This window comes from Corynebacterium tuberculostearicum SK141, from assembly GCF_000175635.1.
Classification (GTDB): Bacteria; Actinomycetota; Actinomycetes; order Mycobacteriales; family Mycobacteriaceae; genus Corynebacterium; species Corynebacterium tuberculostearicum_C.
Genome location: NZ_ACVP01000037.1, coordinates 61,874 through 74,349 on the forward strand (window position 1 = coordinate 61,874; position 12,476 = coordinate 74,349).

Below are 12,476 nucleotides of genomic sequence, written 5' to 3' on the forward strand. Positions count from 1 at the left end.
CGCGGGCGGGTGGAGCTAGAGGTAGGCCGCCAGCTTGCCGACGGCCCCCGGAGTCCCCACTTCCTCCGGCAACCACGGAACCTCGCGCACCGGGGTATCGGGCAGCTGGGTGCGCAGGAGTGCGAGCGCCTCATCCTCGGCGGCGCGTCGGGCGGCCAAGAACTCGCCTTGGTTCTCCGGGGTGCGCCGGTTAACCAGCATGGATCCCACCCGCACACCGTTGCTCGTGAGGTCCGCATGAAACTCGGCAGATTCCAGCACAGGCAGGCGCTCAGCGGTGAGCACGATGTGGAACACGGTGCACGGGGAGGTAAGAGCGGTGCGCAGCTGGGCAAAGCGCTCGCGGCGCTGGAAAAGCGTGGCGCGAATTTCCTGATTGCGCCGGTCCACTGGGTCATTATCCGCGCCGCTTCCTTGCGACATACCGCGCACCAGCGAGCCGAATTTATCGGATTTCTCGCGCCGGGAGAGCAATCCATCGGTATAGGCGGCCATGATCTCCGGCAAGGCCATCAGCCGCGAAGTGTGCCCAGAGGGGGCGGTATCGAAGATGAGGTAGTCGAAGTCCGACTCCTCCACGACGAGCGCCGCTATGCGCTCCAATAGGGCCGCCTCCTGTGTGCCGGGCGATTGCCGGGCCAAGTCGAGGTGCTTCTTCACCTCACCGTGCAGGTGCTCGGGCATAAAGCGGCGCATCGAGTTCCCTACCTGCGCTAGGTGTTGCTCGGTCGCGCGTGCAGGGTTGATCTCGATGGCGGACAGGGTAGGGGTGAGGTCTACGGGGGCGTCGCCAAGCGAGGCACCAAAAATATGCCCCAGGTTATGCGCCGGGTCCGTGGACACCAGGCAGACGCGGTGCTCACGGGACAGGCGCAGCGCGGTAGCGGTGGCCAGGGTAGTTTTACCCACCCCGCCCTTGCCGCCAAAGAACATGATGGGTGCGGTCTCTAACAACATTGAATATTCTCCAGCGGGGATCTATCCATTCCCATGCGGGTATGCCAGGCGTGGAAATCCTCATAGACCAGCGGCAAAAGCTCCAGGGTGTAGTAGCTGGCCGGGTTGGGGATGCCGAGCGCCTCCGAGGCGACCAGCATCAGGAAGAGATCATCTTCTTGCTGCTGGGCCTTGGCAAAGCTGGCACGATACGGGGCCTGGTAGTACTCATTGAGCCCGGCCGCAAGTGCCTTAAGCTTGTCGAGCATGCTCGGGCAACGGGGCATCAAGGTCTTCATCGGACCACTCCAGCGGGGTCTCCTTGCGGGCGCGAGAAATCGCGCCGACGGCCTCCACGATGACCCAAATGGCGGCGACCACGATGATGACGTCCATGCAGAATAGCAGCCAGTTCTGGCTGGTAAAGAGGGACTTCAGCTGGAGCAGTGCGGCCCACAGTGACATGGCGGTAACGAAGATGAGCGGGAAGACCACCGGCCACGTCGGCCGGCGCAGGTGGGTCAGGATGACCACCACGATGGCCAAGGAAAGGCCCGCCATGAGCTGGTTGGTGGTGCCGAACAGCGGCCAGATGGTCATGCCGCCGGAGCCATCCGCGCCGGCGGAGAAGGTCAGGCCGAAGGCCAAGCCCACCGCGATGACGGTGGCGGCCAAGGCCTTGATGCGCACGCCCATGATCTCGCCAATTTCTTGCACCACTAGGCGCTGCAGGCGCACGCCCGAGTCCATGGTGGTGGCGGCGAAGAGGACGGCCATGGTGGCCAAGATGGTGCCGGAGAGGGACGTGGGAATCCCCATGCCCTCATTTATGAGTGCGCCGCCGCCTTGCACGAAAGCCTCCACGCCGCCGGCATTCCACTCGGAGTAGATCTCTTCCCACTGCTGCAGGGACTTAAAGCCCGCGGTGGTGGCGATGATGGTGCCCAGCGCGAGCAAGCCCTCGCCTACGGCGCCGAAGTACCCCACAAAGCGCACGTCAGTTTCCTTATCCACCTGCTTGGACGAGGTGCCGGAGGCCACCACGCCGTGGAAGCCGGAGATAGCGCCGCAGGCGATGGTGACAAAGAGTAGCGGGAAGATGCCCGGGGTACCGTCCGGCACGTTGTCGCGCAACGCCGGTGCGGCAAGCGAAGGGCGGGTAATAAGGAAGGAACCGTACAAGATGGCCAGGCCCACAAAGAGCTGGAGGCCGTTGATGTAGTCGCGCGGCTGCAGCAACACCCACACCGGCAGCATCGAAGCGATGAAGGCGTAGATGAATAACAAGATGATCCACACGCCGTTGGCGGGGATGCCCAGGACCGTATCTGGCAGGACCACAGGCACGCGGTCACCGATGATCATCAACGCGTAGAGCGCGACAACGCCCACGATGGAGACCAGCGGCAGGTTCCAATTCAGGCGGTAGATGGCCTGGCCGATAAGCAGCGCGACGACGATGGCGCCCCACGTGGGGATAACGGCCGTAGGCGTGGAGACCAGCAGGTTCGAAATGACCACGGCGAAGGCCGCATTCACCATCAACAGCAGCAGGAAGATGACGATGAGGAAGAGATTACGCCCGCGCTTGCCAATGTAGCGACCAGACAAAGTGCCAATGGACTGGCCCTTGTGGCGCTGCGACGCCCACAGCGCGCCTAAATCGTGCATGCCGGCAAAGAAGATGGTGCCGAGGGTGACCCAGAGAAACGCCGGGACCCAGCCCCAGATGACGGCTACGGCCGGACCAATGATGGGCGCGGCGCCCGCCACGGATGTGAAGTGGTGGCCCCACAGAACGTATTTATTGGTGGGTACATAGTCTACGCCGTCTTCCATGGTGTGGGCCGGGGTGGAGTAGTTCGGGGATAGCCGGAAAATGCTCTTTCCTAGGAGCTTGGAATAGAGCAGATAGCCGGCGCCCATCATCGCAATGCCGATGATGGCGAGGACAAGAGAGTTCATGGTGTACGTCTCCTCATGGGCAGTCAGGTGGCGTGTATCACACGTGCGAATAGTATGCCATAACTCACATAGGTATTAGCCCGTGGGGGAGACCGGCGGGTGGATTTATATTTGGAAGGCGCAGGCGGCGCAGTTCCTCATGCTGCCGATAGGGAAAACGACTGCGCGGCCCCAGTTCCAGTGGGGGAACGTGGGCCGCGCGGTGGGTGCTTAAACCAGGTGGTGGTTACTTCTTATCGACGCCGATGTTGCCGTCCTTCTTCCACACCACAACCACTGCCGGGCGAGGAGTGGACTTGCCGCCCTCTGGCCAGTGGGAGGTCTGCTTTTCGAAGGTGGCGTCGTCGGTCTCGCCTGGGTGCTGAACGTTGACCATCACGCGCTCATCGGTGACGATGGGGCCGCAGGTCTCAGCGCCTGCCGGGACCGTCAGGAAGCACTTGAGCTCACCGCGGGTATCGCCCTCAGTGGTCACGGCGTAGAGGCCATCGTTGGACTCAAGGGCGTTGCCGTCGGTGGAGATCCACAGGTTGCCGTGGCTATCGAAGGCCAGGTTATCCGGGCAAGAAATTGGGGAGACCTTCTCCTTGTCAAAGCCACCAAAGTAGGTATTTGCTTCCTTCGGATCACCACAGACCAGGAAGAGGTTCCAGGTGAACTTCTCGCCAGCGTGGTCATCTTCAATCTCCATGACCAGGCCGTTCTTGTTCTCCTTGATAGGAGCCCACTCCATCGGCTCTTCCTTGTTCTTCTTGGCATTCTCGCCGGTAGCGCCGCGGTACTTATTATTGGTCAGGGCCACGTAGACTTTCTCGGAGTCTGGGTGAACCTGCATATCCTCAGGGCGGTCCATCTTGGTGGCGCCCACCTTATCGGCGGCCTCACGGGTGTAGACGGCAACCTCTTCGGCAGACATGCCATCAACGTGGGACTCGAACTTGTTGTTCTCTGTATCGGAGGTCAGCAGCTTGATCCATTCGCCCTTGCCATCAAAGGCGCCATCCTCTGGCAGCACGCCGGAGCCGTCAATCTCGTCCTCTGGGGAGTTGCCCTCTACCTTGGCCACGTACAGGGTGCCGTGGTCCAAGATGGTGAGGTTGTGCTCGATGTCGTCCTCTTTGTACTTCTTGGTGGAGATGAACTTGTAGATGTACTCGAAGCGGGAGTCATCGCCGGAGTAGCACACGACGGTGCCATCGGATGCGATGTGGATGTTGCCGGCCTCGTGCTTGAAGCGGCCCAGCGCGGTGTGCTTGACCGGGGTTGACTTCGGGTCCAGCGGGTTGATTTCTACGATCCAGCCAAAGCGGTTCGGCTCGTTCGGCTCCTTGGAGACATCGAAGCGCTTATCAAAGCGCTCCCACTTGCGCTGGGATTCGCCGTCTTCCATGCCGAAGCGCTCCAGGGACTCCTGCGCCTTCTTGTCATCCAGCTTGGCGTGGGCGAAGTACTGGTCAAAGTTCTCTTCGCCAGAAAGCATGGTATTCCACGGAGTGATGCCGCCGGAGCAGTTATTCAGGGTGCCCTTGACCTTCTTGCCGGTCTTATCGGCGGAGGTCTTGACGTAGTCGGAGCCGGCAGCTGGGCCCACCAGGGTGAATTCGGTGGTGGCGGTGATGCGGCGGTTGAGCGGGCCGAACTCGCGCTTGAGTTCACCGGTATCGCCTACCTTGGACACCTCCACGATGGAGTGGCCGTGGCCAGCCCAGCCGATCTTGGCCTGCTCCTCGGTGGGGTTATCCGCATCGTAGTTGGGGAACATCTGCGGCTCGGTGGTGTACTCGTGGGAGCAGACGTAGATAAGGCGGTTGTCATCGTCCGGGTGCTCGATAAGGCCCGCGAAGTCATTGTTGAAGCCGAACTGCTTCTCGGCTGCCTCGGCGGTCTGGTTCTTATCATCGAATTCCGGCGCGTCCTCAAACAGTGGGTCGCCCCAGGCAATGAGAACGGACTGCTCGTAGCCATCCGGGATGACCACTTCGTCCTTCTCGTTTGGCTGAACTGGGTCGAACTTCATGCCCTCTGCGGAGGTGAGCTCAACGTTAGCCTCAGAGGTCTTGCCGCCCTTGCCCTCGGAAGAAGAAGCCTCGTTAGACGCATCATCCGGGTTGGAGCAGGCCGCCAGAGCAGCGCCGCCGCCAACGGTGACGACGGACAGGCTGCCCGCACGCAGCGCGGTACGGCGGGAGAATTGGTCAGCAAAATACGGGTTATTGGACTTGTTCTCGCACTCGCCAAAGCAAGCATTACCGCACTTGTAGGTGCAGGTCAGGCTGGAACGAGAGGAGGCAAAGAGACTAGAGAGAAGGTTGCGGCCTTTAAGCGCCATTATTACTGCTCCAAAAAAGGTCGAAAATATTGTTTAGACACGGGGACAGCCATTTATATAAGGGGATCTCAGTAACTGTGTGTTGGCGCTGAGGTGACGGTGAAGTGAATTATGCGTAAATCTTTTCCGGGGTGAGGGGGGCGTGGGCTAAATCGCGTGCTGCGGTGGGGATCGACTACCCTAGGCTAACGTGAGCGAGCAGAAGAATAATGAAGTAAACGATGTCCCTGAGCAGCTGCGCATCCGCCGCGAGAAGCGCGATCGCCTGCTGGAATCCGGCGTAGAGGCCTACCCGGTCACCGTTGAGCGCACCATTTCTTTGAAGGATTTGCGCCACGATTTCCGCGTAGTGGCCGAGGGCGAAGAGCCGGGCGCCGAAGAAGGCGTGACCTACCTGGCCCCAGGCGAGGAAACCGAGGTAACCCACGCCATTGCCGGCCGCCTTATCTTTATGCGCAATACCGGCAAGCTGTGCTTTGCCACCCTGCAAGATGGCGATGGCACCCAGGTGCAGGCCATGCTTTCCTTGGCCGAGGTAGGCAAGGAGCGCCTCGACGCTTGGAAGTCCGATGTTGACTTGGGCGATTTCATCTCCGTGCGCGGCCGCGTGATTTCCTCCCGCCGCGGTGAGCTGTCCATCATGGTTTCCGAGTGGACCATGGCCGCTAAGTCCCTGCGTCCGTTGCCGGTGTCCTTTGCCGATATGGCAGAAGATACCCGTGTGCGCCAGCGCTATAACGACCTCATTATCCGCGAAGAGGCCCGCAAGAACGCCATGATCCGCGTGAAGGTCATGCGCGCGCTGCGCAACTACCTGGAAAGCCAGGACTTCGTTGAAATCGAGACCCCGATGCTGCAGACCCTGCACGGTGGCGCGGCCGCTCGCCCGTTTATCACCCACTCCAATGCGCTGGATATTGACCTCTACCTGCGCATTGCGCCGGAGCTGTACTTGAAGCGTGCCGTCGTCGGCGGCATTGACCGCGTCTTCGAAATCAACCGCAACTTCCGCAACGAGGGCGTGGACCGTTCTCACTCGCCGGAGTTCGCCATGCTCGAGACCTACGCTGCATGGGGCGACTACGACGATTGTGCCCGCATGACGCGCGAGTCCATCCAGGCCGTAGCGCGCGACGTCTTTGGCTCCACCACCGTCACCCTGGCGGATGGCACCGAGTTCGACTTCGGCGGCGAAGAGTGGCCCGAAATCGAGATGTACCCCTCCCTCAATGAAGCCCTGCAGCGCAAGTTCCCGGGCCAGCCGGAGGTCACCATCGATACCGACGTCGAGACGCTCAAGGGCATTGCAGACGTCATCGGCCTTGACGTCCCCAAGGATGGCGGCTGGGGCCACGGCAAGCTAGTGGAGGAAATCTGGGAGGTCCTGTGCGAGGACCAGCTGGAAGGCCCCATCTTTGTCAAGAACTTCCCGGTTGAGACCTCCCCACTGACCCGTCAGCACCGTTCCAAGCCGGGCGTGACCGAGAAGTGGGATCTCTACGTCCGCGGCTTCGAGCTGGCAACCGGCTACTCCGAGCTGGTGGACCCGGTTATCCAGCGCGAGCGCTTTGAGGATCAGGCTCGCCTGGCCGCCGGTGGCGATGACGAGGCCATGGTGCTGGACGAGGACTTCCTTGCTGCAATGGAGCAGGGCATGCCTCCTACGGCCGGCACCGGCATGGGCATGGACCGCCTGCTGATGGCCCTGACCGGCCTGGGCATCCGTGAAACCGTGCTCTTCCCACTGGTTAAACCAGAGCAGAAGTAGCAGCCCAGCGGCCAATCTCTAGCCGTCAGCCCACGTGGCTGGCGGCTTTTGCCGTGCCTGGGCTAGTGCGAAAGTGGCCCTGCGGATTTATCGCCGCGCAGGCGCTTAATAATGTTTTCGGCCGAAATCAGACACATCGGCACGCCCACGCCCGGCACGGTGGTGGCTCCTGCGTAATAGAGTCCATCGACCTTGCGCGAGGCATTACGCCCGCGCAAGAACGCCGATTGCCGCAGCGTGTGCGCGGGCCCAATAGAACCGGCCGACCAGGCACGGTAGCGCTCGGCAAAATCGGCCGGGCCGAGCGTGCGCTTGATGACGACCCTGTCTACCAAATCTGGCACCCCGGCCGTGGCCGCGATGTGGTTGAGGGCGGCGTCGGCAATCGCGGCAACGCGCTCGGATTCGTCTGCGTGGTAGGCGTTGCCGAACCCAGGCGCCTCCGCGGCCGGCACCGGTACCAAAATGAAGAGGTTTTCGTGGCCCGCGGGCGCTACGTTCGGGTCGGTGGCCGAGGTCTTGGACACGTAGATGGACTCCGAGGCGCCCAACGGCCGGGAGGGCTCCGGCCCGGAATAGACGGCGCGGAAATCCGGATCCCAATCCTGGCTAAAAAGCAGCGTATGGTGCGCTAGTTCTGGCAGCTCGCCCTTCACCCCGGCCAAAATAAGCACGGTGCCCAGACCGGGATTGCGCCGGCCCCAATAGCGCTCCGGGTACGTGCGCAACTGCGGCGGCAAAAGCTGGGTCTCGGTGTGGTGCACGTCCGCCGCCGAGACCACGATATCGGCGTGGATTGCGCCCTTGTTCGTGCGCACGCCCGTGACCTGCCGGTTGGCGACCTTGATGGAGGTCACCTCCTCGCCCAAGCGGAAGGTGGCGCCAAACTTCTGAGCCTGCCGGTAGATGGCCTGGACCACGGCCGCGAAGCCACCCTGCGGGTAGCGCACGCCCTCCACCAGGTCGGTATGGCTCATCAAGGAATACAGTGCCGGTGCGGCGGCCGGCTCGGAGGACAAAAAGACCGCCGGGTAGCTCAAGATTTGGCGCAGGCGGGCATCAGAAAAGCTTCGGCCCACATGCTGCTTCAGGTTCGCCGAAAGCAGCGCCACCAGGCGGGACAACCGGGTGCGGATATCGCGGTGCACCAGGTTCAGCGGCGCGGAGAAGGTGGTGTAAAGGAAGTGCTTGAGCGCCATGTCATAGGTATCGCTGGCCTGCGCTAAGTACTCCCGGACTTTCTCGCCTGCGCCGGGCTCCAGTGACTCGAAAAGCGCGGTGACTTCCTCGGTGCCGGAGTGCACGTCCACCGGCGCATCCCCATGAAAGACGCGGTAGGCGGGGGAGAGGTCTACCAAGTCCAGCTCCGCCTCGGTGGAGGTGCCGCACAGCGCAAAGAAGTGATCGAAAGCCTCGGGCATGAGGTACCACGACGGGCCGGTATCCCAGCGGAAGCCAGCCTCCGCAAAGCTGCCGGCGCGCCCGCCTACCTCATCCAGCGAGTCCACAACGGTGACCTCGTAGCCCTCGCGGCCGAGCAAAGCGGCGGTGGCGAGTCCGGCGATGCCGGCTCCAATGACGACGGCGTGCATGACGTCTCCTTAACCTCTGGCTGGGTGTGGGGTATGGCTGCTGTGGCCGCGACGGCGCACCGCGCGGGCCGCGAGCCAAGCCTTGGTGTGGTTCGGAACGGATACCCGTGTAGCGGCAAGCGCCGTAGCCGGGGTGGCGGCAAGGCGATTGGTGAGCTCGGCAAAGATATCCGCCGCCGCGCTCACCCCCACCCGTGCAGAGGCCGGCAGCAAGTCGATGGTGAGCGCAGCGGTGGCGAGCTCCCGGCGGATCTCTGCGATAAGCGCGGACTTGGTGGCCTCATCAATTCGTCCCGATGGGGCCTGCTGAAAATAGGTGCGGCCCAAAGTGGAGCTATCCTCAGCCAGGTCACGCAGGAAATTAATCTTCTGAAAGGCTGACCCTAGCGCGCGGGCGCCGCGCTCCATGGCGGCGCGGTCGGCAGGGGAGACGTCTTCCTCGGCCAAGAAAATTTGCAGGCACAATAGCCCGATGGCTTCCGCTGAGCCGTAGATATAGTCCTGCAGCTCCGACGGGGAGTATTCGCGTTGGGTCAGGTCCGCGCGCATGGAGCTAAAGAAGGCAACAAGGTGCTCGCGGTGGAAGCCGCAGCGGCGAGCGGTGATGGCATAAGCGTGCACAATCGGGTCGGTGTGCAGTCGCTGCTGCGGTGCGGCCAGGATGGTCTGCTCGTAGGCACTTAGCGCGGCGGCGGGGTCGGTGTGGGCTTGGGCTGCGGCGCCGTCGACAAGCTCGTCTGCAATGCGCACCACCGCGTATAGGTGGCGGATATCGGCGCGCACCCGCCCGCGCAAAAGCCGCGTGGCCAGGGAGAAACTGGTGGAGTACTGCCCCATAACCTGCGCGGCCGCGCGGGAGGCCGCTTGGTCATAGCGAGTCAACATATCTGTCAACGTAGCATGCAGCCTGTTAGCGGTTCGTGGCGCGTGGCTGCCCCTCGGCAAAGCCGGCCGCAGACTGCACGCCCACGGTGGCGCGCTCGCGGAAGGCGGCCAGGGAATCGGCGCCGGCGTAGGTGCACGAGGAACGCACGCCAGAGACAATCCGGTCCACCAGGTGCTCCACACCGCCGTGCTCGGGGTCGAGGTAGATGCGGGAGGTAGAAATGCCCTCTTCGAACATCTCGCGGCGGGCGCGTTCAAAAGCTTCGGTATCGGAATTGCGGCCGCGCACCGCCCGGCGCGAAGCCATACCGAAGGATTCTTTATAGAAGGCACCGTCGGCATCCTTGTGCAGGTCACCTGGGGACTCGAAGGTGCCGGCGAACCAAGAGCCAATCATCACATTGGAGGCGCCCGCGGCAAGTGCGAGGGCAACGTCGCGCGGGTCGCGCACGCCGCCATCGGCCCAAACATGGGCGCCTACCTCGCGGGCGGCCGCAGCGCACTCCAGGACGGCCGAGAACTGCGGGCGGCCCACACCAGTTTGCATGCGGGTGGTGCACATCGCACCCGGGCCCACACCGACCTTGATAATGTCCGCGCCGGCCGCAGCCAGCTCGCGCACGCCCTCAGCCGTGACGATATTGCCGGCCGCAATGGGAAGCCCCAGATCCAGCGCCTTAACCTTGCGCAGCGCGGTGAGCATGCTTTCCTGGTGGCCGTGAGCGGTATCGATGACTAGGACGTCAGCACCGGCCTCCGCTAGGGCACGGGCGCGGCCTTCCACATCACCGTTGATGCCCACCGCAGCACCGATGTGTAAGCGGCCTTGCTTGTCGACGCCCGGCCTGTACATCTTCGCCCTCACCGCGCCCTTCCTCGTGAGGATTCCAGCCAAGGTGCCATCCGGGTTGACCACCGGGGCTAGCTTGCGGGAGGTTTTGCGCAGCTTGGTAAAGGCCTCCTGCGGGTCAATACCCACCGGCAGCGTGACCAAGTCGGTGGTCATCAATTGGCCAACGGCGGTGAAGTTATCCTGTCCGCGCAGGTCCTTTGGGGTGATGATGCCGATGGGCATGTCCCCGTCGACCACGATGGCGGCACCATGGGCGCGCTTGTGCAAAAGGTTGCTGGTATAGCCCACGGTGTGGTGCGGCTTCACGGTAATTGGGGTGTCATAGACCAAGTCCGCCGCCTTCACAGAGGCGATGGTTTCTGCGGCCGCTTCTAAAGAGAGGTCCTGTGGCAGGATGGTCAGCCCGCCGCGCCGGGCGATGGTCTCTGCCATGCGGCGCCCGGCCACGGCAGTCATATTGGCCACGATGAGCGGGATGGTATTTCCGGTGCCGTCCTCAGTGGTGAGGTCTACCGACTGGCGCGAGCCCACCTCGGAGTGGCTCGGGACCATAAATACGTCGGAGTAGGTCAATTCGTACGGCGGGTGGGAATCGTTGAGAAAACGCACTGGGGTGTACCTCGTTTTAGGCTCGGGTGGCGCGGTCTCACCGCGCGGATGAAGACACTAAAACTATACTCCTCGACTTTCCCCGCACTCGCGGCCTCAGTATCCTGTCTGGGTGTCTCAGAAACCAGATCCCCACATTTCCGCAGAGGTAAAAATCAACCTCACCATCCTCGTCCTCGGCGCGATGGTGATGATCCTGAACGAGACCGCCCTGTCGGTAGCGCTGCCCACCATCATGGCGGACTTTGGCATCCCCGCGACCTCCGCCCAGTGGCTGCTTACCGGTTTCCTCCTCACCATGGGCGTGGTCATCCCGACCACCGGCTTTCTCATGGATAAGTTCACCACCCGGCAGATCTTCTTGGCCGCGTCGGGCGTTTTTCTTGCCGGTACGGTGTTGGCGGCGCTCGCCCCGGCCTTCGGCGTGCTGCTGGTGGGGCGCGTATTCCAGGCGGCCGGCACCGCCTTGATGATCCCCACCCTGATGACGGTGGCGATGACCCTCGTCCCGCCGCAGCGCCGCGGCAGCGTCATGGGCATTATCTCCGTGGTCATTTCCGTGGCCCCAGCACTCGGACCCACGGTGGGCGGCTTCGTGTTGGGCATGTCTAGCTGGCACGTCATCTTCTGGACCATGGTGCCGCTGCTTGGCCTCATCTGCGCCGCCGGCTATTTCCGCCTGGTCAACGTGGGAGATAAGCGCGATACCCCGCTGGATTTCCCGTCCGTCGTCCTGTCCGTCTTCGCCTTCGGCGGATTGGTCTACGCCGTATCGTCCCTGGAAAACATACTGGAGGGCGATGGCCTGGTAGACATCGTCGTCCTCATCGTTGGTCTCGTGGCTTTGGCGCTTTTCACCCGCCGCCAGCTGCGCCTGGCCAAGGACAATCGCGCTCTTTTGGACATGCGCCCGTTTACGGTTCCCAACTTCACCGTGGCGGTACTGGGCATGCTGCTCATGTTTGGGCTATTGCTCGGCGTGGTCAATATTCTACCCATCTACCTGCAGACCTCCCTGGCGGTAAGCTCGCTGGTCACCGGGCTCGTCGTCATGCCTGGCGGTTTGCTCCAAGGCGGCATCTCGCCGATGGTCGGCCGTCTCTATGACGTCCACGGGCCCCGCCCGCTCATGATCCCCGGCGCCCTGCTCCTCGCCGCGGGCACGTGGCTGATGACCCTGCTCAACGAGGACAGTGCGGTATGGATGGTCATTGGCATGCACATCCTTTTTGCGCTGGGCATCGCGCTTATGATGACGCCGCTGATGACGACGTCCCTAGCCTCCCTGCCAGACGAGCTCTACTCGCACGGCTCCGCCATCCTCAATACCCTGCAGCAGCTGGCGGGCGCGGCCGGCACCGCCTTCCTGATGACCTTCCTGACCCGTGGCACCAAGTCCGGTGCGGCCCAAGGCATGAACGAGGTCGCCGCGACGGCTCATGGCGCACACTGGGCCTTCCTTTTTGCCGGCGTGCTTTCGCTGGTGGTTGTCGTACTCGCTCCGTTCCTCAAGCGCGTACCCTCCGCGGAATAGGAACA

At 62.7% G+C, this 12,476-nt stretch carries 9 protein-coding genes; 2 read left to right on the plus strand and 7 right to left on the minus strand.

Annotated features, from left to right (window positions below; genetic code table 11):
* Positions 1 to 15 precede the first annotated feature (15 nt).
* From CORTU0001_RS10785 to CORTU0001_RS10800, 4 genes are all read right to left on the minus strand, one after another.
* Positions 16 to 957 carry an ArsA family ATPase gene (locus CORTU0001_RS10785; protein ID WP_005329920.1) on the minus strand — a complete coding sequence of 314 codons (942 nt, stop codon included), beginning with the start codon at positions 955 to 957 and terminating at the stop codon, positions 16 to 18.
* Positions 948 to 1,205, minus strand: a complete 258-nt coding sequence (locus CORTU0001_RS10790; protein ID WP_005329921.1) for a cory-CC-star protein — start codon at positions 1,203 to 1,205, stop codon at positions 948 to 950. The genes CORTU0001_RS10785 and CORTU0001_RS10790 overlap by 10 nt, the downstream gene beginning before the upstream one ends.
* The gene (locus tag CORTU0001_RS10795) at positions 1,189 to 2,901 is read right to left on the minus strand and encodes a carbon starvation CstA family protein (protein ID WP_005329923.1); all 1,713 of its coding nucleotides are present in this window, start codon (positions 2,899 to 2,901) and stop codon (positions 1,189 to 1,191) included. The genes CORTU0001_RS10790 and CORTU0001_RS10795 overlap by 17 nt, the downstream gene beginning before the upstream one ends.
* 226 nt (positions 2,902 to 3,127) lie before the next feature.
* Positions 3,128 to 5,230: a PhoX family protein gene (locus CORTU0001_RS10800; RefSeq protein WP_005329926.1), complete on the minus strand. Its 2,103-nt coding sequence runs from the start codon at positions 5,228 to 5,230 to the stop codon at positions 3,128 to 3,130.
* Between the two features lie 190 nt (positions 5,231 to 5,420).
* Between CORTU0001_RS10800 and lysS the strand changes: the two genes are divergently transcribed.
* A complete protein-coding gene (gene lysS, locus CORTU0001_RS10805) occupies positions 5,421 to 6,998 on the plus strand; it encodes a lysine--tRNA ligase (RefSeq protein ID WP_005329928.1) in 1,578 nt (525 codons plus the stop codon).
* A 62-nt stretch (positions 6,999 to 7,060) separates the two neighbouring features.
* On the opposite strand, the gene crtI is transcribed toward lysS, so the two are convergent.
* Genes crtI through CORTU0001_RS10820 form a run of 3 tightly spaced genes read right to left on the minus strand, consistent with a single transcriptional unit; the run spans position 7,061 to position 10,937 of the window.
* Positions 7,061 to 8,590 carry a phytoene desaturase family protein gene (gene crtI, locus CORTU0001_RS10810; protein WP_005329930.1) on the minus strand — a complete coding sequence of 510 codons (1,530 nt, stop codon included), beginning with the start codon at positions 8,588 to 8,590 and terminating at the stop codon, positions 7,061 to 7,063.
* 9 nt (positions 8,591 to 8,599) lie between these two features.
* Complete coding sequence (locus tag CORTU0001_RS10815) at positions 8,600 to 9,475, minus strand: phytoene/squalene synthase family protein (RefSeq protein ID WP_005329931.1); 876 nt, start codon at positions 9,473 to 9,475, stop codon at positions 8,600 to 8,602.
* A 25-nt stretch (positions 9,476 to 9,500) separates the two neighbouring features.
* Positions 9,501 to 10,937 (minus strand): GuaB1 family IMP dehydrogenase-related protein, encoded by a 1,437-nt coding sequence (locus CORTU0001_RS10820; protein ID WP_005329933.1) that lies wholly within the window; start codon positions 10,935 to 10,937, stop codon positions 9,501 to 9,503.
* Positions 10,938 to 11,049: 112 nt separating this feature from the next.
* On the opposite strand from CORTU0001_RS10820, the gene CORTU0001_RS10825 reads away from it, so the two are divergent.
* On the plus strand, positions 11,050 to 12,471 hold the full coding sequence (locus CORTU0001_RS10825; protein WP_005329935.1) for an MDR family MFS transporter: 1,422 nt from the start codon (positions 11,050 to 11,052) through the stop codon (positions 12,469 to 12,471).
* The last annotated feature ends 5 nt before the right edge of the window (positions 12,472 to 12,476 follow it).